12 protein-coding genes, 2 tRNA genes and 3 rRNA genes are annotated in these 21867 nt (G+C 49.1%); 12 read left to right on the top strand and 5 right to left on the bottom strand.

The annotated features are described in order from the left end of the window. Positions 1 to 14 precede the first annotated feature (14 nt). Positions 15 to 1478, bottom strand: coding sequence for a betaine-aldehyde dehydrogenase (gene betB, locus ACOMHB_RS23395; protein WP_448218435.1), 1464 nt, complete (start codon positions 1476 to 1478; stop codon positions 15 to 17). A gap of 244 nt (positions 1479 to 1722) precedes the next feature. Between betB and msrP the strand changes: the two genes are divergently transcribed. From msrP to ACOMHB_RS23350, 9 genes are all read left to right on the top strand, one after another. Then, complete coding sequence (msrP, locus tag ACOMHB_RS23390; RefSeq protein ID WP_448218434.1) at positions 1723 to 2766, top strand: protein-methionine-sulfoxide reductase catalytic subunit MsrP; 1044 nt, start codon at positions 1723 to 1725, stop codon at positions 2764 to 2766. Between the two features lie 10 nt (positions 2767 to 2776). After that, positions 2777 to 3355, top strand: coding sequence for a protein-methionine-sulfoxide reductase heme-binding subunit MsrQ (locus tag ACOMHB_RS23385; protein ID WP_448218433.1), 579 nt, complete (start codon positions 2777 to 2779; stop codon positions 3353 to 3355). Between the two features lie 90 nt (positions 3356 to 3445). Continuing rightward, positions 3446 to 4024 carry a hypothetical protein gene (locus ACOMHB_RS23380; RefSeq protein WP_422135521.1) on the top strand — a complete coding sequence of 193 codons (579 nt, stop codon included), beginning with the start codon at positions 3446 to 3448 and terminating at the stop codon, positions 4022 to 4024. A gap of 557 nt (positions 4025 to 4581) precedes the next feature. After that, positions 4582 to 6136: ribosomal RNA gene (locus ACOMHB_RS23375) — 16S ribosomal RNA — on the top strand. 141 nt (positions 6137 to 6277) lie between these two features. Beyond that, a tRNA-Ile gene (locus tag ACOMHB_RS23370) sits at positions 6278 to 6354 on the top strand. 17 nt (positions 6355 to 6371) lie between these two features. Then, positions 6372 to 6447 (top strand) — tRNA-Ala (locus ACOMHB_RS23365). 331 nt (positions 6448 to 6778) lie between these two features. Continuing rightward, positions 6779 to 9871 (top strand): 23S ribosomal RNA (locus ACOMHB_RS23360). Between the two features lie 203 nt (positions 9872 to 10074). Beyond that, positions 10075 to 10190 (top strand): 5S ribosomal RNA (rrf, locus tag ACOMHB_RS23355). Together the 16S, 23S and 5S rRNA genes with 2 tRNA genes alongside form the textbook arrangement of a ribosomal RNA operon. Before the next feature lie 519 nt (positions 10191 to 10709). Then, on the top strand, positions 10710 to 12164 hold the full coding sequence (locus ACOMHB_RS23350; RefSeq protein ID WP_448218432.1) for an NAD-dependent succinate-semialdehyde dehydrogenase: 1455 nt from the start codon (positions 10710 to 10712) through the stop codon (positions 12162 to 12164). A 134-nt stretch (positions 12165 to 12298) separates the two neighbouring features. On the opposite strand, the gene ahpF is transcribed toward ACOMHB_RS23350, so the two are convergent. Then, complete coding sequence (gene ahpF, locus ACOMHB_RS23345) at positions 12299 to 13888, bottom strand: alkyl hydroperoxide reductase subunit F (protein ID WP_448218431.1); 1590 nt, start codon at positions 13886 to 13888, stop codon at positions 12299 to 12301. Between the two features lie 73 nt (positions 13889 to 13961). Then, the gene (gene ahpC / locus ACOMHB_RS23340) at positions 13962 to 14525 is read right to left on the bottom strand and encodes an alkyl hydroperoxide reductase subunit C (RefSeq protein WP_422135518.1); all 564 of its coding nucleotides are present in this window, start codon (positions 14523 to 14525) and stop codon (positions 13962 to 13964) included. 229 nt (positions 14526 to 14754) lie between these two features. Between ahpC and ACOMHB_RS23335 the strand changes: the two genes are divergently transcribed. Continuing rightward, positions 14755 to 17889: a cytochrome c peroxidase gene (locus tag ACOMHB_RS23335; RefSeq protein WP_448218430.1), complete on the top strand. Its 3135-nt coding sequence runs from the start codon at positions 14755 to 14757 to the stop codon at positions 17887 to 17889. A 64-nt stretch (positions 17890 to 17953) separates the two neighbouring features. Here ACOMHB_RS23335 and ACOMHB_RS23330 read toward each other — a convergent pair whose 3' ends face one another. Continuing rightward, on the bottom strand, positions 17954 to 18511 hold the full coding sequence (locus tag ACOMHB_RS23330; protein WP_448218429.1) for a DUF1415 domain-containing protein: 558 nt from the start codon (positions 18509 to 18511) through the stop codon (positions 17954 to 17956). Positions 18512 to 18671: 160 nt separating this feature from the next. Between ACOMHB_RS23330 and ACOMHB_RS23325 the strand changes: the two genes are divergently transcribed. Beyond that, complete coding sequence (locus ACOMHB_RS23325) at positions 18672 to 20162, top strand: DNA recombination protein RmuC (RefSeq protein WP_448218428.1); 1491 nt, start codon at positions 18672 to 18674, stop codon at positions 20160 to 20162. On the opposite strand, the gene ACOMHB_RS23320 is transcribed toward ACOMHB_RS23325, so the two are convergent. Beyond that, the gene (locus tag ACOMHB_RS23320; protein ID WP_448218427.1) at positions 20144 to 21064 is read right to left on the bottom strand and encodes a LysR family transcriptional regulator; all 921 of its coding nucleotides are present in this window, start codon (positions 21062 to 21064) and stop codon (positions 20144 to 20146) included. The two genes, ACOMHB_RS23325 and ACOMHB_RS23320, sit on opposite strands and share 19 nt — an antisense overlap. A 99-nt stretch (positions 21065 to 21163) precedes the next feature. Between ACOMHB_RS23320 and ACOMHB_RS23315 the strand changes: the two genes are divergently transcribed. After that, complete coding sequence (locus tag ACOMHB_RS23315; RefSeq protein WP_317144884.1) at positions 21164 to 21673, top strand: lactoylglutathione lyase family protein; 510 nt, start codon at positions 21164 to 21166, stop codon at positions 21671 to 21673. Positions 21674 to 21867 lie beyond the last annotated feature (194 nt).

The following is a 21867-nucleotide window of genomic DNA, read 5'->3' as shown; positions in this document are numbered from 1 at the left end:
CCTTGAATGCGAAGTTAAAAAGGACTCTCCAGAGGTGTCATACCGACATACACTGCTTTGACCTGGGTGTAATGCCTCATTGTTTCAACACCATTTTCACGACCTATACCGGACTGCTTATAACCACCTACTGGCATTTCAGCCGGTGAGGTACCGTAATGGTTGATCCAGCAGATACCTGCCTGAAGCTGCCGAATAACCCGGTGGGCACGGGTGATATCCTGAGTAAAGACTCCGGCTGCAAGGCCCAGTTCGGTGTCGTTAGCGCGGGCAATGACCTCTGCTTCATCTTCGAAGGTGAATACCGTCATTACGGGCCCGAAAATCTCCTCGCGGGCAATGGTCATATCATCGTGGCAATCGGTAAAAATGGTGGGCTCAACAAAAAGGCCATCGGCTGCTGTCGAAGGACTGACTGCTTTGCCTCCGGTCAACAAAGTGGCGCCTTCCATAATGCCCTGGTGGATGTAGTTAAGAACCCGTTGATGGTGTTTTTCTGATATTAGCGCACCCATGTTGGTGCACGGGTCCATAGGGTCGCCCAGCACAATATTGCCTTCAGTACGCTGCCGTAGTTTTTCTATAAATTCGGGATAGATACTCTTGTGAACATAAACCCGTGTAGCGTTTGTGCAGACTTCGCCCTGGGTATAGAAGTTACCGAGCATGGCTCCGGAGGTGGCATTCTCAAGATCAGCATCCTCAAAGATAATCAGAGGGGACTTTCCGCCCAGCTCCATGGTGACCTCTTTCAATGAAGAGGCCGCACCGGTCATGACTTTTTTACCGGTGCTGACCTCTCCTGTGAAAGAGACCTTGGCAATCTCCGGATGATGAGCCAGCCAGGCACCGACTTCCCCGTCGCCCTGAATGACATTGAAGACGCCAGCAGGCATGCCTGCCTCGACAAATATCTCAGCCAGTTTCAAGGCACCCAGAGGCGTCTCTTCAGAGGGTTTGAAAATCATACTGTTGCCGCAGGCCAATGCGGGTGCAGCTTTCCAGCAGGCAATTTGCAGAGGGTAGTTCCAGGCACCTATTCCGGCACAGATGCCCAGTGCTTCGCGGCGAGTGTAATAAAAGTCATCACCCAGGCACTGCTGATTGCCTTCAATGGAAGGGGCCAATCCAGCAAAAAACTCAATGGAGTCTGCGCCTGTAACCACATCAACTACGCTGGCTTCTTGCCAGGGTTTACCGGTATCGAGAACTTCAATTCGAGCCAGTTCATCGTTGCGCTCACGCAAAAGACTGACAGCACGTTTCAGGATTCGACTGCGCTCCATACCCGTCATTTCTGACCAGATTTCAAAGCCTTTTTGAGCACTGACAACCGCAGCCTGGCGAATGCTGTTATCGGCTTTCTCCACGGTATAAATGGTTTGACGAGTTGCGGGATTGATCACCGGAAATGTTTCTCCGGTCTCATTGGCCAGGTATTGGCCGTCAACAAAATTCTGATAGCAGGGTGATAACACAGCTAACTCCCTTGTTTATGCAGAGGTGCAAAGTTAAGGACTCTGTAATTCTCAGGGAACGACAGTAGAAACACCGATTTAATTTTATGTGAAAATGACAAAAAAGCTGCTAAGTGATCAAGTGGCTATGGGAATGTAATATTTGCAGCTGATATGACGTCTATATTTTCATTTTCGAAATGTGAATCTGCGCCATTGAAACCAACGTAAATGGTAAAAAAGAGAATTTCCCGGGAGAGTATCGATGCTGATCAAGACCAGAAAGTCAGGAGACATTCGCAGCAGTGAAATAACCTCAGAAAGTGTTTACAGGGAGCGTCGTCGTTTTTTGAAAATGGGTGGGCAGTTTGCCTTTGCCGGTATGGGGCTGGCTCTGACTGGCTGTACTGATGCTGCAGATCCCAGGTCAGCCAGGAAACCAGGGGGTGCAAACGATGATAAGGTTCCACAGCTCTCTGCTCCGGATTGGCTGCAAAAGAAAGTAGCCAGCTATCAATCCAGTCGTTTTACCACCGATGAAGCTTTAACCCCTTATGCCAGTGTGACTGGCTACAACAACTTTTACGAGTTTGGCTATTCAAAAGACGACCCTGCCAAACACGCTAAAAATATGAAAACTGATCCCTGGTCGTTAGTGGTTGACGGAGAGGTTGAGAAACCCGGGAAATACACGCTGGAAGATATGCTCAGACCCCATGATGTTGAAGAGAGAATCTACCGTCTTCGTTGTGTAGAAGCCTGGTCTATGGTCATTCCCTGGATCGGCGTGTCACTGGCCGACATGCTGAAGCGTTTTCAACCTACTTCCAGGGCAAAGTATGTTCAGTTCGAAACACTCTATGATCCTGAACAGATGCCGGGTCAACGCTCCCGTTTCAGTTCCATCGAATACCCCTATGTCGAAGGGCTGAGAATGGATGAAGCTATGAATCCACTGTCTTTTATGGCGATTGGTGTTTATGGCAAGACTCTGCCACCGCAAAATGGAGCCCCTCTAAGACTGGTTGTCCCCTGGAAGTATGGCTTCAAGAGTATCAAGTCCATTGTTAAAATTTGTTTTACTGAAACCATGCCACGAACCACCTGGGTTAAATCAGGCCCCAGCGAATATGGCTTTTATGCCAATGTGAATCCCGAAGTCGATCATCCGCGCTGGAGCCAGAAACAAGAGCGCAGATTGCCTAACTCCATCTGGGAGCCAAACCAGATTGAAACTCAAAAGTTCAATGGTTATGGCGAAGAAGTGGCCCAACTCTATAAGGGAATGGATCTCAGGAAGCTTTATTAAAGGTGATGTTATGGACTGGGTTGCAAAGTTAAAGTGGTTTGTTTTTCCACTCTGTCTGGCACCATTGGTCTGGCTGATCAATGCTGTTATCACTCATCAACTGGGACCCGACCCGGCAAATACAGTGACCCGTGATTTGGGTGAGTGGGCTTTAATCTTCCTTTGCATTAGTCTGGCGGTTACCCCGGCAAGAAAAATTACAGGTGTTAACAAGCTGATCCGGTTTCGGAGAATGTTCGGACTCTTCTCGCTTTTTTATGCACTGTTGCATGTGGTGGCTTATGTTGCCTTTATGCTGGGCTGGCAGTGGCAAACACTGTTGGAAGATCTATATCAGCGTCCCTATATAATAGTGGGTGCTGTTGCGATCCTGATTCTCTCAGCACTGGGTGTCACATCCACCAGGGCCATGATGCGCCGGTTAGGGAAAAAGTGGGTGAAGCTGCATAAGCTGGTCTATCTGGCTGCAGGTCTGGCGGTTCTGCATTTTGTCTGGCTTTCAAAAAGTGACTATACCGAAGCGGTAATATTTGGTTCTGTAATGGCAGGCCTGATGCTGTTTAGATTGCCCGTCAGGGGCCACCGCTAGTAGCAGGCTTTATACCTTTTATCAATGAAGAAATTTCGCACAGGTCCTTTCGCTATATTGAGAGTTACGGTTACAAAGGATACAGGTGTGATGAAACAGAAATCTCTTCTTGTGCTTCTGATGGTTCTATTCAGTCCTGTTTGTTTGAGTCATCTTATGCCAGGTGACTATGGTCTGACCGAAGAAAGCATCACAAAACCTTATCAGGCGAATGACTTTCTCTGTGGTTCTATTATCGTAGAAGTTAAGGATGGCTGGAGTATTGAGCAGGTAAGGCTCAATAAAGGTACTATTCAAAATCAGTTTCAATTTGCCGAGCAGCAGACTAAAGGGCTGTTTTTTCCAACACAACTTGGAGGTGGATTACTGCACGTCAGGCAATCCACAGGCGTTAACGAGTTCACAAGGTTGTATCCGTTTTCGGATCCTGTCGATTTCGAGTTAACTGTTTCCCAGGCAGGTCAGGTGAATCAGACTAAATATAGAATTACCAAAGGAATCTGCAGCGAAATAAAGCTGGGAGAGGTTAAGGTTGAGTTAAAGGAGGGTAACGATATCAGTTACTACGTTCAACCTGTCGTGCAAGATGATACAACGGGCCGGTTCTGGCAGGCCTGGCGTTTTGAATACTACACACCGGCCTATATGGTCATCCCATCTCCAGAGTGAAAATTAGTTTCTGGCAGCTTCCAAACTTACTCTATATGATTTTTGTCGTGTAGGTAGTTTACGAAGCTTGTCAGCCTTCCTCATCTGCGTATAATGCGCCTCCACTGATCGGGGCATGGCTCTTAACGGGCACGCAACGATCCATTGCAACAACGTTTAAAACGGTGATTGACAATCGGATCGAACAGCGTAGAATGCACCGCCGCTGAGACGGAAACGCAACCCTCACTGAGTGAACGAATGCGGTCTTGGTAAGTTGAAAAGTGACTTAGAAAACAAGCACTTGACAACAAAAACGGTCGCGGTAAGATAGCGGCCTCGCTGAACAGCGCTGACCGCTGGTTCAGCCGGTTAAAACCTTCTTGTTTTAATCCAGTTCTTTAACAAATTATCAGACAATTCGTGTGGGCGCTTGTGCGAATGGCATCGGTCAACAGAGCTTTGCTCTGAAATGATTTAAATGCTGATCAAGCAAGCGAACATACCTGTAATTCATGTACGTTTAATTGCAAATGATTGAGCAGCGGACTGTTTTCGGACAGGAAGCAAAACGATTTAAACTGAAGAGTTTGATCATGGCTCAGATTGAACGCTGGCGGCAGGCCTAACACATGCAAGTCGAGCGGTAACAGAACTAGCTTGCTAGTTGCTGACGAGCGGCGGACGGGTGCGTAACACGTAGGAATCTGCCCGGTAGTGGGGGATAGCCCGGAGAAATCCGGATTAATACCGCATACGCCCTAAGGGGGAAAGCAGGGGCCCCGTTCTTTTTTAAAGAGCGGACCTTGCGCTATCGGATGAGCCTGCGTCGGATTAGCTGGTTGGTGGGGTAAAGGCCTACCAAGGCGACGATCCGTAGCTGGTCTGAGAGGATGATCAGCCACACTGGGACTGAGACACGGCCCAGACTCCTACGGGAGGCAGCAGTGGGGAATATTGCACAATGGGCGCAAGCCTGATGCAGCCATGCCGCGTGTGTGAAGAAGGCCCTAGGGTTGTAAAGCACTTTCAGCGAGGAGGAAAGGTTCAAGGTTAATACCCTTGAGCTGTGACGTTACTCGCAGAAGAAGCACCGGCTAACTCCGTGCCAGCAGCCGCGGTAATACGGAGGGTGCGAGCGTTAATCGGAATTACTGGGCGTAAAGCGTGCGTAGGCGGCTTGTTAAGTTGGATGTGAAAGCCCCGGGCTCAACCTGGGAACGGCACCCAAAACTGGCAAGCTAGAGTGCGGAAGAGGAGTGTGGAATTTCCTGTGTAGCGGTGAAATGCGTAGATATAGGAAGGAACACCAGTGGCGAAGGCGACACTCTGGTCTGACACTGACGCTGAGGTACGAAAGCGTGGGGAGCAAACAGGATTAGATACCCTGGTAGTCCACGCCGTAAACGATGTCTACTAGTCGTCGGGGATCTTGCATTTCTGGTGACGCAGCTAACGCGATAAGTAGACCGCCTGGGGAGTACGGCCGCAAGGTTAAAACTCAAATGAATTGACGGGGGCCCGCACAAGCGGTGGAGCATGTGGTTTAATTCGAAGCAACGCGAAGAACCTTACCTGGCCTTGACATCCTGCGAACCTTTTAGAGATAGAGGGGTGCCTTCGGGAACGCAGTGACAGGTGCTGCATGGCTGTCGTCAGCTCGTGTCGTGAGATGTTGGGTTAAGTCCCGCAACGAGCGCAACCCTTATCCTCAGTTACCAGCACTTCGGGTGGGCACTCTGGGGAGACTGCCGGTGACAAACCGGAGGAAGGTGGGGACGACGTCAAGTCATCATGGCCCTTACGGCCAGGGCTACACACGTGCTACAATGGTGCATACAGACGGTTGCCAAGCCGCGAGGTGGAGCTAATCTGAGAAAGTGCATCGTAGTCCGGATTGGAGTCTGCAACTCGACTCCATGAAGTCGGAATCGCTAGTAATCGTGAATCAGAATGTCACGGTGAATACGTTCCCGGGCCTTGTACACACCGCCCGTCACACCATGGGAGTGGGTTGCTCCAGAAGTAGCTAGCTTAACCTTCGGGAGAGCGGTTACCACGGAGTGATTCATGACTGGGGTGAAGTCGTAACAAGGTAGCCCTAGGGGAACCTGGGGCTGGATCACCTCCTTAAACGACGACCGACCTTCCATAAGCGTTCACACGAATTGTTTGATAACACCAACGACGAAAGTCGTCTGGTTTTGTTTTGTTCTTTAAAAAAGTGTGTTTAATGAATCGGTTGTTTTAGCATTGCGCTGAACCAGCAGGATTGGGTCTGTAGCTCAGTTGGTTAGAGCGCACCCCTGATAAGGGTGAGGTCGGCAGTTCGAGTCTGCCCAGACCCACCAATCATGATTCGGAATATGGGGCTATAGCTCAGCTGGGAGAGCGCCTGCTTTGCACGCAGGAGGTCAGCGGTTCGATCCCGCTTAGCTCCACCATTAATCCGAACGACTCATTCATTAAGCGTATTTTGCTTCATTGTCCCCTTCTTTAACAGAAAGCGGACAATGCGATCTTTAACAATGTGGAATCCAAACTTAAATTAAGCTGAGTTGATTTAAAAGACGTGAGTCTTTTAATGAAATTCTTGCTGAGACACTCTCAAGTGTAGGGCGTTCAGTTGTCAGTGGTCAGTTAACAGTGGCCAGTGATGAACTGAAGATCGTTAAGGTAGTTATTGCCTATAACCATCAGTTGCCACGAATCGACTGACCACTGGTCACCGACAACTGACAACTGAGATCTCGAAGAGATCGCTTTGGGTTATATGGTCAAGTGACTAAGCGTACACGGTGGATGCCTTGGCAGTCAGAGGCGATGAAGGACGTGGTAATCTGCGAAAAGTCTTGGGGAGCCGATAAACAGGCGTTGATCCAGGAATGTCCGAATGGGGAAACCCACTCACACAAGTGAGTATCCTTAACCTGAATACATAGGGTTCAGGAGGCGAACCCGGGGAACTGAAACATCTAAGTACCCGGAGGAAAAGAAATCAACCGAGATTCCCCCAGTAGCGGCGAGCGAACGGGGAGTAGCCCTTAAGCAATTTTTGGTTTAGCGGAACACTCTGGAAAGTGTGGCCATAGTGGGTGATAGCCCCGTACGCGAAAAGCCAGTGATTGTGAAATCGAGTAGGACGGCACACGTGAAATGTTGTCTGAACATGGGGGGACCATCCTCCAAGGCTAAATACTCCTGACTGACCGATAGTGAACCAGTACCGTGAGGGAAAGGCGAAAAGAACCCCGTTGAGGGGAGTGAAACAGAACCTGAAACCGTGTACGTACAAGCAGTGGGAGTCAGTGGTCAGTTGTCAGTTGTCAGTTGCCAGTAGGCAAGCGACAGCAGATGACTGATTACCAGGTCGTCAAGTTGGAAAATACGGGCAGATTTGCAGAGGTGTTGAAATTGACGCTGAACAAAACTGACCACCGACAACTGACAACTGGCCACTGATGACTGCGTACCTTTTGTATAATGGGTCAGCGACTTATTTTCTGTGGCAAGGTTAACCGTATAGGGAAGCCGTAGCGAAAGCGAGTCTTAACAGGGCGTCCAGTCGCAGTGAATAGACCCGAAACCGGGCGATCTATCCATGAGCAGGTTGAAGATCAGGTAACACTGATTGGAGGACCGAACCCACTGTCGTTGAAAAGCCAGGGGATGACTTGTGGATAGGAGTGAAAGGCTAATCAAGCCCGGAGATAGCTGGTTCTCCTCGAAAGCTATTTAGGTAGCGCCTCGTGTCTCACCATCGGGGGTAGAGCACTGTTTGGGCTAGGGGGCCATCCCGGCTTACCAACCCCATGCAAACTCCGAATACCGATGAGTGCAATCACGGGAGACACACGGCGGGTGCTAACGTCCGTCGTGGAAAGGGAAACAACCCAGACCGTCAGCTAAGGTCCCAAAGTAATAGTTAAGTGGGAAACGATGTGAGAAGGCCCAGACAGCCAGGAGGTTGGCTTAGAAGCAGCCACCCTTTAAAGAAAGCGTAATAGCTCACTGGTCGAGTCGGCTCGCGCGGAAGATGTAACGGGGCTCAAACTATTCACCGAAGCTACGGGGTTCAGTGGTCAGTTTTCAGTGGTCAGTTGTCAGTATGAGTAGACTGACAACCGACCACTGAAAACTGACCACTGCAACCGGTAGAGGAGCGTTCTGTAAGCCGTCGAAGGTCAACCGGAAGGTGGGCTGGAGGTATCAGAAGTGCGAATGCTGACATGAGTAACGATAAAGGGAGTGAGAGGCTCCCTCGCCGGAAGACCAAGGGTTCCTGCGCAACGCTAATCGGCGCAGGGTGAGTCGGCCCCTAAGGTGAGGTCGAAAGACGTAATCGATGGGAAACAGGTTAATATTCCTGTACCCCTTTTGACTGCGATGGAGTGACGGAGAAGGCTAGGCCGGCAGGGCGATGGTTGTCCCTGTTTAAGGTCGTAGGCTGTGGACTCAGGCAAATCCGGGTCCACAAAGCCGAGAACTGATGACGAGCCCACCAAGGTGGGGAAGTGGTTGATGCCAGGCTTCCAGGAAAACCTTCTAAGCACCAGGTCAAAAGGGACCGTACCCGAAACCGACACAGGTGGTCAGGTAGAGAATACCAAGGCGCTTGAGAGAACCTGGGTGAAGGAACTAGGCAAAATGGCACCGTAACTTCGGGAGAAGGTGCGCCGCTGCCGGTGACCGGACTTGCTCCGTAAGCTGGCGGTGGTCGAAGATACCAGGTGGCTGCGACTGTTTATTAAAAACACAGCACTGTGCTAACACGTAAGTGGACGTATACGGTGTGACGCCTGCCCGGTGCCGGAAGGTTAATTGATGCTGTTATCGCAAGAGAAGCGGTTGATCGAAGCCCCGGTAAACGGCGGCCGTAACTATAACGGTCCTAAGGTAGCGAAATTCCTTGTCGGGTAAGTTCCGACCTGCACGAATGGCGTAACGATGGCCACGCTGTCTCCACCCGGGACTCAGTGAAATTGAAATCGCTGTTAAGATGCAGTGTATCCGCGGCTAGACGGAAAGACCCCGTGAACCTTTACTACAGCTTCACAGTGGATCTTGATGTTGCTTGTGTAGGATAGGTGGGAGGCTTTGAAGTGTGGACGCCAGTCTGCATGGAGCCAACCTTGAAATACCACCCTGGCAATATTGAGGTTCTAACCCAGGTCCTTTAGCAGGATCGGGGACATTGTGTGGTGGGTAGTTTGACTGGGGCGGTCTCCTCCCAAAGAGTAACGGAGGAGCACGAAGGTTGGCTAAGCACGGTCGGACATCGTGCGGTTAGTGTAATGGTACAAGCCAGCTTGACTGCGAGAGGAACATCTCGAGCAGGTACGAAAGTAGGTCATAGTGATCCGGTGGTTCTGAATGGAAGGGCCATCGCTCAACGGATAAAAGGTACTCCGGGGATAACAGGCTGATACCGCCCAAGAGTTCACATCGACGGCGGTGTTTGGCACCTCGATGTCGGCTCATCACATCCTGGGGCTGAAGCCGGTCCCAAGGGTATGGCTGTTCGCCATTTAAAGTGGTACGCGAGCTGGGTTTAGAACGTCGTGAGACAGTTCGGTCCCTATCTGCCGTGGACGTTGGAAGTTTGAGGAGAGCTGCTCCTAGTACGAGAGGACCGGAGTGGACGAACCACTGGTGTTCGGGTTGTGTCGCCAGACGCATTGCCCGGTAGCTAAGTTCGGACGGGATAACCGCTGAAAGCATCTAAGCGGGAAGCCCCCTTCAAGATGAGACTTCCCTGGCCGCAAGGCCCATAAGAGACGTTGAAGACTACGACGTTGATAGGCGGGATGTGTAAGCGTTGTGAGGCGTTGAGCTAACCCGTACTAATGACTCGAGAGGCTTGACCATATAACGCCAAAGCGATTTGCGCAGCGAAGCTGCCAGCAAAAGCTGGAAGCTTGAAGCCGTACACAGTGAACGAGAGTGTTGAGCAAGAATAGGCGACACAGCTTAAAAGAGATTTGGATTCCAGAGCCTTAGTTTTCGAGAAACAGCTTCAAGCCTCCAGCTTAAAGCTTCCAGCTCGAGAGCCAACGGCTCGACCAGTTTTGCCTGGTGACCATAGAGTGTTGGAACCACCCGATCCCATCCCGAACTCGGAAGTGAAACGACACATCGCCGATGGTAGTGTGGGGCTTCCCCATGTGAGAGTAGGTCATCGCCAGGCATTGAATAAAGCAGAACCCCGGTTGAGAGATTGACCGGGGTTTTTGTTTTGCCCTATAAAATTGCAAAAGAACTGGTCGTTGAACGACACATGCCCGGGCTGCATTACCGATGGTAGCGCGAGACTTCCCCATGTAACATAATCGTCGGGAACAATCTGGAAGCCGGTGTTCAGAACCTGTTTGTTGGCACCTTTTAAAAGTAAAGGGCTTTCGTTTATTCGATAAAGCCTGTTCCTAGCATGTGAACCTTGCCAGTCATAATCCATTCTATCCCGGTGCAAAGCAAATCAATGGGTTCGGAAGAGAAATTTGGGTTGCCATTCAGTATCTGTTTTAGTTGAGCTGAGCCAGACTATCCGTAAAAAAACGGATTGTCTGGCTATTCTTTCCGCTCAAACAGTTCATCCATGTCTGAGTTGCTGAGATCCCGGTCTCTGAAAGGATAATCAGAGCGCCCAATCAAGATCGTGTCTGTATGTCAGTGCTTAGATGCACGATTCACTTTCAAGGAGTTAGCCATGAACCTGAACGACTCTGGTCTTTTTAAACAGCAGGCTTACATCAATGGAAATTGGCTCAGCGCCATAGAAACGCTCCCCGTTGATAACCCGGCTACAGGCAAGGTGATTGCCCACATTCCGATGCTGAGCGCTTCAGATGTTCAAAGTGCAATAAAGGCTGCAGAAAAAGCCTTTATTGAATGGCGAGCAAAAACTGCAGCAGAGCGTTCGGGTTTACTTCGCAAGTGGTACCAATTGATTCTGGATAATAAGGAAGATCTGGCCACATTGATGACCGCAGAACAGGGTAAACCGCTGTCAGAATCCAGGAGCGAAGTGGCGTACGGGGCTTCTTACGTAGAATGGTACGCCGAAGAGGCCAAACGAGCTTATGGTGATCTGATTCCTGCTACCAAAAACAGCCAGAGAATTATGGTCAAACGGGAACCGGTAGGCGTGGTCGCTGCAATAACGCCGTGGAATTTTCCCAATGCCATGATCACCCGAAAAGCAGCTCCGGCCCTGGCTGCAGGCTGTACCATTATTATCAAGCCTTCCGAGCTGACGCCTCTCTCGGCTTTTGGCCTGACAGAACTGGCAGAGCGCGCGGGTATTCCAGCAGGTGTCATTAATATTGTCACAGGAGATGCCAAAGCAATTGGTGCTGAGTTAACGGGTAGTTCTATAATACGAAAACTGTCGTTTACAGGCTCGACAGCTGTGGGCAAGTTATTGATGAAGCAATGCGCCGATTCTGTTAAAAAAATCTCAATGGAGCTGGGTGGTAACGCGCCTTTCATCGTTTTTGATGATGCCAATATTGATCAGGCGGTTCAGGGGGCCATAGCCTCCAAGTATCGAAATTCAGGCCAGACCTGTGTTTGTATGAATCGTCTCTTTGTGCAGGACGGTATCTATGATGAGTTCGTTGAAAAGTTTTCCGAGGCAGTCTCCAGACTTACAGTAGGTTCCGCAACGGACGGAGACTTTGATCTGGGGCCATTAATCAACGAGGCTGCAATGCTGAAGATTAGGAGTATTGTCGATGATGCATTGGCCAAAAAAGCTCGATTGCTCACAGGTGGTCGCTCTCATAATCTTGGTGGCCTGTTCTACGAGCCAACTGTTCTCACGGATGCTTCCATAGAGATGAAGTGCTATCAGGAAGAGGTGTTTGGACCCATAGCCCCTGTCTTTCGGTTTCAGTACGAAGAGGACGTGGTCAAAATGGCTAACGATAGTCAATATGGTTTGGCTGCGTACTTTTATGCCAGTGACATTAGTCGTGTATTCAGGGTAGCCGAGGCACTGGAGTATGGTATGGTGGCTGTTAATGAGGGTGTGTTATCCACAGAGGTAGCTCCGTTTGGGGGCATCAAGGAGTCAGGTATTGGTCGGGAAGGGTCAAAGTATGGTCTGGACGAGTATCTGGAAATGAAATATGTACTGTTAGGAGGCATCAACGCTTCCTGAGAGCAGTCAGAAGCCTTACATCATCAAAGGTGGTTTAGAGAAGATTAAGGTGCCAGATCAGGAAGCCCGAGGTTGGCGGTCGGGCTTAAGCCCGATCTGGCAAGAAGTGATTGAATGGATTAATCCATAGTCAATCATGCGGCCACAGCAGCATCGCCTTCAAAACTGTTTCTGATCAGGTAATCAAAAGCACCCAACGAGGCGTTGGCGCCGCTGCCCATAGCAATAATAATTTGCTTGTAAGGTGCGGTTGTCACGTCACCGGCCGCAAAAACACCTGGAATCGATGTTTCGCCCCGGCTATCAACAACAATTTCGCCGCGTGGGGTTAATTCCATTGCTCCTTTAAGGAATTCGGTATTGGGTACCAGACCAATCTGAACAAAAATACCTTCCAGTTCTAAACTGACTTCGTCGTCAGTATTACGATCTTTATAAGTCAGGCCATTTACTTTATTGCCGTCGCCCAGTACTTCTGTCGTCAGTGCGCTGGTAATGATAGTGACATTCTTTAGAGAACGCAGTTTGCGCTGGAGTACTTCGTCAGCTCTTAACTGGCTGTCAAACTCAATCAGAGTGACCTGGGCAACAATGCCTGCCAGATCAATAGCCGCTTCAACACCTGAGTTACCACCGCCAATCACCGCAACACGTTTGCTCTTAAAGAGAGGCCCGTCACAGTGAGGGCAGTAAGCCACTCCTTTGCCCCGGTATTCCTGCTCGCCCGGCACATTCATCTCTCTCCAGCGGGCACCGGTTGCCATCAGTACCGTTTTACTTTTCAGGCTGGCGCCACTTTCCAGTTGGATTTCTATCAGTTCTCCGGCACTGCGGTTGTTTTCAATCAGGGCGCTGGCGCGCTGGTTACTCATAACATCCACATCATAGGCAAGAACGTGCTGCTCCAGATTGGCCACCAGTTTCGGACCTTCTGTTTCCTTAACGGAGATAAAGTTTTCTATGGCCATGGTATCCATAACCTGCCCGCCAAAGCGATCGGCCACCAGACCGGTGCGAATGCCTTTGCGAGCGGCATAGATAGCGGCGGCCGCCCCGGCAGGACCGGCACCTACAATCAGCAGGTCATAAGGATCTTTATTGTTAATGGCCTCTGCCGCACGTTTTTCAGCGTTCACGTCCAGTTTGGCAACGATTTCTGCGGTACTCATACGACCATGACCAAATGGCTTGCCGTTAACAAATACGGCAGGTACGGCCATGATCTGTTTTCCATCCACCTCATCCTGAAACAAGGCTCCGTCGATCATGGTGTGCTGGATACCAGGATTCAGCACAGCCATCAGGTTCAGAGCCTGCACGACCTCAGGACAGTTCTGGCAGGAGAGGGAAATATAGGTTTCAAAATTGAACTCGCCTTGCAATTGTTTGATCTGATCGAGCAAACCAGCTTCCAGTTTGGCTGGATGACCGCCACTCTGGAGAATGGCCAGTATCAATGAGTTAAACTCGTGCCCCATAGGCAGCCCGGCAAAGCGGATTGCAGGGCGATTGTCCTGACCTTGAATGGCCATGGAAGGTTTTCTTACCAGATCGTTGTCGTTTTTACTTAACGTGATCTGGCTGGAGAGTGATTCAAGGTCTTTAGCCAGTGAAGCCATTTCCTGTGATTTCGCAGAGTCATCAAGAGACACAACGATCTCAACAGGTTTTTTCAGGCTCTGAAAGTAAGCTTCCAATTGCTTTTTGATGTTTGCATCTAACATGATTGACTCGCTTGATCGTTTCGATTGGGTTCAAGCTCCCTGTTATTGAATGATGGCAGGGAGCCCGAGCGTTTTAGATTTTGCCGACCAGGTCCAGGGAAGGTGCCAGTGTTTCTTCACCTGGTTGCCACGCAGCCGGGCATACCTGACCAGGGTTTTCTGCGATGAACTGAGCCGCCTGAATCTTGCGAACCAGGTCTCCAGCGTTACGGCCAATACCTGAATCGTTGGTTTCAACGACTTTGATTTCACCTTCGGGGTTCATGACAAAGGTGCCCCGCAGAGCCAGACCTTCTTCTTCGATCATGACTTCAAAGTTGCGAGTGATCTGACCTGTTGGGTCGCCGATCATTGGGTATTTGATCTTGTTGATGGTCTCAGAGCTGTCGTGCCAGGCTTTGTGAGTGAAGTGGGTGTCTGTGGAGACAGAGTAGACTTCAACACCCATGGCTTGAAGCTGTTCGTAGTGGTCGGCCAGGTCGCCCAGTTCAGTGGGGCAAACAAAGGTGAAGTCTGCCGGGTAGAAGAAGACAACAGACCACTTGCCTTTCAGGCTCTCTTCGGTCACTTCAACGAAGTCGCCATTGTGAAAAGCAGTGGCTTTGAACGGCTTGATTTGAGTATTAATGAGAGACATGGTTTATTCCTTCTTACTGATAGTCATTTTGTTTTTTAGTCAGCCGTTTTCGGTGGCGACATGGAAAGAATATGTTGATCTGGTTGATTGGTATAATTAATCATTCAAATGCTGTTAATAGTATTAATCTATTAAATGGCTGTCGGGTTATATTTCTTCGCCCGTTCCAGTATCTTTGAAGGAGTCGATTTAAAACAGCTCAGGGAAGGCTATGGTGCGACAGGGATGCATGTTGACGCTGATATTGGGATCAGTAAGCGTACTCGGTGCTCAAGATCATCAACCTGGCGAGGTACTCAAAGACTGGCTTAAAACTTATCAGCTATCAGACAGACCCACTGTGGATATTGAAGGACCCGGGATTCATTCAGACCTCAGTCAACTTGGGAAAAAACTCTTCTTCAGCCCCGATCTTAGCCTTGATGGCAAAGTGGCTTGCTCGACCTGTCATCACCCGAGGCTGGGTGGGGCAGACAGTCTGGCTCTGCCCGTTGGAGTGACCGTTGATGATCCTTTTCTGACCGGGCAGCCGAGGCTGGATCAATTAATTAAGCTCAGTCCGGACGACTACGTTCGTCATTTGATTCCACGTAATTCTCCCACGGTTTTCAATGTCTCTCTTTATCGAAAGAATCTGTTCTGGGACGGTAGGGTCCAATATGTGGATTCTGACGTTTCCAGTCGAAAGATAAAAGTCGGTGGTGGTTATTCCGAACTTCCCACCAGTCGTTATCAGACCCATAGCCTGCTCCAGGCTCAGGCCAGGCTGCCGATGGTGTCACCTTTTGAAATGAAGGGGCTGTCCGATGCCAGTCATAATAACCTGGAGATACATCAGCTCATTGTGAGTCGGCTGGCTTCAAGTGATGAGTGGTGCAGACAATTCAAAAGCGTTTTTTCTCCGCAAGACGCCAATGTTTCCTGTGAAGCGGTGGTTCAAATTGACACATTGACAGAGGCTCTGGCGGCTTTTCAGGCAGACTTGGTATTGATTGAAAACCGCTTCTTTGGATTCCTCAATAATAAAAATAAGCTGTCAGAATCTGAAATGAAGGGCGCCCGACTGTTCTTCACTGCGGTCAGTAAGGGTGGGGCTGGTTGTTCAGGCTGTCATTCAGGGAGTCATTTCGCGGATGAACAATTCTACAATCTGGGCATAGAACCTTCAGGTCCCGGGGTGAATGGCAGGGGATTGGACTACGGTAGAAGCAATATCGAACCTGACAGTGACACTTTTTCATTCAGGACGCCGAGCCTTTTGAATATTTCACGGACAGCCCCTTATTTTCACAACGGCAGTGCAGCGACCCTTTCTGAAGCCATTAAAGCTCATATCAGAAACAAGCCTGAAAAGAGCCTGTCTGATAGCAATAAGGGTGACAGTAATAGGAGTGATGTCGCTTATATGAAGCGTTCATTGACGATGATTCGGGAAAAAGCAGTGCAATCTCCCTTTCAGAAGCTTTTACCCGAAGCGCTCTCCGATCAACAAGTAGATCAACTATCAGCCTTCCTGGAGACGCTGACGGACCCCTGTTTGCTCGATGAGTCCTGCTTTCAAGTGTTTATTGATGATCAGCCGATCGTGACGCCTTTTACCAGGCCAGTTTCTTTAGAAGAGTCTTCAGCAGAAAAGTTATCAGCTGTACCCAGACAGACCGTTGATAAAATCGAAATTCGTACTCCGTCGTTTGAGAAGTGTGTTGCCACTCCGGCGGTTATCCCGGCAGCAAAAACTAATCAGAACAGGCTCTGGTTTAGAGAAGCAGGTGCTGAAAAGGGCATTGACCACAGGCGCAAAGTCGGTCTGATAAAGCCTGGATGGATCATGGATGTGATTAACTGGGGAGGAGTGAGCGCCGCAGATTTGAATCGAGACTGTCTGGATGATCTGGTCTTCGCTGATAACGATAATAGAGTTTGGGTTTATTACCAGCAGTCCGATGGCCAGTTCAAGCAGCAAAACATCCTTTTGAAGGGGGTAGAGCTTAAGGGTGTGATTACTCCACTGGTAGGGGATCTTGATGGCGATTACCAGCCGGATCTTTTCCTGGGTAATGATGGACGATTTTATCCACAGGTGGTTTATGATTTTACTCGAGCCCCTGAGTCTCTGGTCTTTTCTGATGTCTCGGGACCGGCACTGAATGCCAGTTTTGGTGATCTGGATCAGGATGGTGATCTGGATGCCGTGATGGCATTCTGGCGCACTTACAAGTCGGTCAGGCAACCGCAAATATGGCGCAATTCTGGTTATCGTCAGATGCAGCCTGCTGATTCTAAAGTTCCTGAATTAAGAGAAAGTTATGGGCCGGTTACTTTAAATGATGGCCTGATTCATCAGAAACATGAAGCGCCAGTATTCGGTGGGGACGACTTTACCTTTACCCCTAATTTTGCTGACGTTAATCAGGATGGTATTTCTGATATTCTGATGACAGCCGACTTTTTTACCACGCAGCTTTGGAAGAATACCGGCACTGAGTTGCAGGATGTCACCGATATCAGGGAGATCCATGGTAGTTTTGGTATGGGAGCAGCGATTGCGGATTTTGATAATGATGGCGATCTGGACTGGTTTGAAAGCAGTATTTTCAGCCTTAGTCAAAGCAGCAGTTATACGGGCAACCGCTTGTATCAGAATGAAGGTGACTATCAATTCCGGAATGTCACGGAAAATTCCGGCCTTCGCGAAGGCGGTTGGGGCTGGGGAAGCTGTGCGGCGGATTTTAATAATGATGGTCTGTTGGATATCTTTCATGCCACTGGCTACGGTAATATTCCGGAAACAGCGACCTATCCCAGCCAAGATTATAAGACACTGGCCACGCAAATTCTGAATAACCACAGTGAGTTTCAGCAATCCAGAGCACGACTATTTATTAATTTGGGTGAGATGACCTTTAAAGAGCAGGCTCTGGAAGCCGGGCTTGAAAAGGCTATGGATGGCAGGGGAATCAGTTGTTTTGATTACCAGCAGGATGGCGATATTGATATCGTAGTGAGTAACTGGGAAGGTTCTCCCGATTTTTTTGTCAATTCAAATCCGGACAATCATCACTGGCTTTCTGTGCGACTCATCGGTCCTCACGGTAATACGGAAGCGCTTGGGGCTAAAATAAGGCTGTATAGCCAGGATGGGACACAGTTCCGTGAAGTCCGTTTTGAAAATAACTTCGTTTCTACCAATCCCAGGCAGCAGCACTTTGGATTAAAACAATTAGAAAAGGTAGATCGGTTAGTCATTGACTGGCCAAAGCCTTATTCAGCCAGGACGGTTCTGGAAAACCCCCGAATTAATCAGCGACACCTTGTTTTTCATCCAGTATTAAATCAGCAGCCTCCATCGGGCACGAACAGGTGAGACCCGAGAGACTCAAAAACTTTTCCAGTTATCTTATCTCTCGGTATTCTTTTTAAAAGCAGGTCTAAGAGCAAGTTTTGCGAACAAAGAGATAAGGAAACAACTTTAACTTCTCATCGGCAGTCAGGTTATTCATCTGTTTAATATTTCTATCGGGAATGCCATCGGGGTCCGGGTGACTGGCCAGAGCCTTTTCCAGACTGTCTTCCCGGATAATATGCAGTAGAGGGTAGGGGGAGCGGTTAGTCAGGTTTTCATCATCATCCGGGTTGGTATCGGCGAAGCAGTAGTTTGGGTGAAAACTGGCTACCTGGAACTGACCTTCCCAGTGGAAGCCGCGAAGCAGGGCATCCACATGATGCAGAAACTGGTTGTAGTCATCAAAATCCTGAAGCATGTCCGGAATGACAATCAGGGTGGTTTCCAGTTCACTGGCCGGTGTTTCGGCAGCCAGCGTAAGTTCAGACTGCAACGTCTCCAGCAGGGCTTCTTCCGAGGTATCCCTTGAGAGGGTGATACGAATCTGGTTGTGCTGCTCTGGCCAGGCCGCAAAGGGGCAGAGATCCAGGCCGATCACTACCTCTTTAAGCCATTGGCTGACTGCTTCAATCTCTTTACTCATGGGGTGAAGTCCGGGTTAATGTGTTACGAAGTATGGCAGAAAGCACGTTTCTGAGCACGAAAGTGGCAGGGATAGACAACAGTGCTGCGCTGTTGATTTCAGTAAAAATACCGTAATGTTCACCAGTAATTATCTAACCTGTGCTGATGAGAGAGCGTGCATGTCTGCAAGTGAAATGGCTGTGGCCATTCTTTTAGTTCTGGTCTGTTCCGGATTATCCTGGCTGTTTGCCAGACAGAGAGCGGCCGCCGAATTGGCAAAGTTGGCTGCACAAATCCAGCAGCAGGATCACAGAATTTCTGAACTTGTCGCAGAGCAGGAACAGCATTCCATTGCCAGAGAAAAGCTGCAACACGACAATCGTGACCTGCACATTTTAAAAGGAAAACTGGAAACTCTGTTGTGTAATGAAAAGCGCAGAGTTGAAGAAAAGGAAGAGCTGATCAGGAAAGGTCTGCTTAAACAGCAGGATGAGCAGGAGGCCAGGTTCAGTGCAGAAAAGCAGGTCAGGGAGCTGAAGGTCAGGTTGGAAGAGCAGCAGTTGCAAAATGAAAAGTCATTGCGGCAGCTGGAAGACAATAAACAGGCGCTCAAGGAAGAATTTGGCAATCTGGCTAACGAGATTCTGGAAGCCAAGAGTCAATCGGTTTCACAGCAGCATCAGGCAGGTCTGGAAAATCTGCTAAAACCTTTTAAAGAACAACTGGGTGAGTTTCGCAACAAGGTCGAAGAAGCCAGAAAAGCGGATAATGAAGGTCGCGCTGCACTCAAACAACAGCTGGAAACCCTGCATAATCTGAACCAGAAGATCACCAATGAAGCAGGCAACCTTGCCAGAGCCCTCAAAGGTGATAAAAAGTTGCAGGGCAACTGGGGGGAATTGCAGGTTGCAAAGATTCTGGAAAGCAGTGGCCTGATTAAAGGGCAGGAGTTCGAGCGGGAAGCCAATTTCAGGGATGAAGAAGGCCAGAACAAGCGGCCTGACTTTATCGTCTATCTACCGGAACAAAAGCATCTGATCATTGACTCCAAAGTTTCACTGGTGGACTATCTGAGTTATGTCAATGCCGAAACCGATGCTGAGCGCGAAGCTGCTCTGAAGCGACATATACAAAGCATCCGGAATCACATCCGGAGTCTTAACGAAAAAGATTATCCCTCGCTGCCAGAGGTTAAAGCTCCTGACTTCGTCTTTATGTTCATGCCTGTTGAACCCGCTTTCATGGTGGCCTTCCAGCATGACCAACAACTATTCAATGAGGCTTTTGAGAAGCGTATTGTGGTTGTGACACCCACCACGCTGCTGGCCACGCTCAGGACAGTGTCTAATCTCTGGACGATAGAAAGACAGAATGCCAATGCCCGAAAACTGGCTGACAAGGCTCGTCAGGTGTACGACAAGCTTCGTGTTTTTGTTGAAAAGATGGAAAAGCTGGATCAACAACTGACCAGTGCCAGAAGCACTTATGATGACGCTATGGGAAACTTGAAGCATGGTCGGGGGAATCTGATATCTCAGGCGGATCAGTTCCTAACCCTGGGAGTGCGTGTTAAAAAAGAGCTGCCCAGACAGACGCTGGAAACAGCTGACCTGGGAAGCGATAGAGTCATTGAGTCTGATCAGCAATCTATTCAGGGTGATGAAGTTTGATAAAACTGTTTATCGGTTTTCTGCATCGACACTGGATTCGAAAAAAGCGTTTCCTGGATAAACTGGAATCTGGAAGGGAGTAGCCGGTGCTTTTTAAAAACCCGGTAGATTGTTTCATAAGCAGGTTGAGGCAGCGTGACAACCTTGATTCTTTCAGGAAAAGCGTAAGATCTGACGGCTGATTCAGGCAGCACCGTAAACCCCAGTCCCGCTGCTACCGGTTCAAGTATCAGGTTAATCTGGTTGATGTAGCCTTGGGCAGGGAAGTCAGAGATGCCCCTGAAGGCGTCAGGAAAATTTTCCTGAAGCAGCAGGCTGGCATGATGTTCTGCGTCCGGGTGATGAATCATGCCCAGTGTCTGCAACTGTTCATATTCCTGAAGTTGGAAGTTTGCAGGCACGACCAGACAGACTTGTTCAGTCATGACAGATTCAGCTTCCAGGCTGCTGGATTCGGGCTTCTGGCTCATATACCCACAGTCCAGACGGTTGTTCAGCAATTCAGATTCAATCCGGTGGTTCGGGGCAATCTCAAAAAATATTTTCAGGCCAGGGTATTTTTTCTGGGCGTTGATGAGTTTCGGGTAAAGAGCCAGACCCAGAGCCCCGGGTGAAGATAGACGACATAAGCCGGAATGGGGGTCGTCCTTGTTCAGAGTCTCCCTCAGGTTTTCTTCACCTTCAAGTATTTTAAGGGCAAAGCGATACACCATTTCACCGGATGGAGTCAGCTCAAAGTGTTTGCCCTGGCGGTTGATCAGACTTGTCTGATAGTGACTTTCCAGCTTTTTAATGTGCTGGCTGACTCCGGGTTGGGTCATAGCCAGAAGGTCTGCGGTTCGGGTAAAGTGGCCCTGTTCGGTCAGAGTGATGAAGGTTCTCAGCCAGGCGGGATTTACCATAATAAAATATTATCAAAAATATCATAAATGATAATTTTACGTTTTTTGGTGAGCTTTTTAAACTGCAGCCATTGATGAAAAACGGATGGAGTTTGTTCAATGTCTAATACAGTTTACCCTCGTACCTTTTCCCACATAGGTATCTCAGTACCGGATCTGGAGAAAGCCGTTAAGTTCTACACCGAAGTGCTGGGCTGGTACCTGATTATGGAGCCCACTGAGATTGTAGAAGATGATAGTGCTATTGGAGTCATGTGTACTGATGTTTTTGGTCCTGAGTGGGGATCATTCCGTATCGCTCACCTGTCAACAGGCGACAGAATCGGTGTAGAGCTTTTCGAATTCAAGAACTACGAAGAGCGCGACAATAACTTTGAATACTGGAAACCCGGTGTCTTTCACTTCTGTGTTCAGGACCCGGATGTTGAAGGTCTGGCAGATAAAATCGTTGCCGCAGGTGGTAAGCAGCGCATGCCGGTAAGATACTACTACCCGGACGAAAAGCCCTATCGCATGGTTTATATGGAAGACCCGTTCGGCAATATTCTGGAAATCTACAGCCACAGCTACGAGCTTATATACTCTTCCGGTGCTTACACCAAGAGCTGACGTTGGGTTCACTGCTTCTGATTTTTTTAGCCGGTAAAGAATAATCTGCCCAAGGATCTGATTATTTTTTACCGGGTCAAGATTGGGCCGAAAAGTTAATATGATGACTGTCGAGTTGTTATAGATGACCTGCCTGAGATGATTGGTGTCCTGTGGTCTGCAGCCGTTTAATAGACCAGAAGTCCCGGTTTATG

The sequence above is a fragment of the Endozoicomonas sp. 2B-B genome (genome assembly GCF_053470045.1).
The sequence above is the reverse complement of the archived record's forward strand: the minus strand, read 5'-3'. Positions and strand labels throughout refer to the sequence as shown.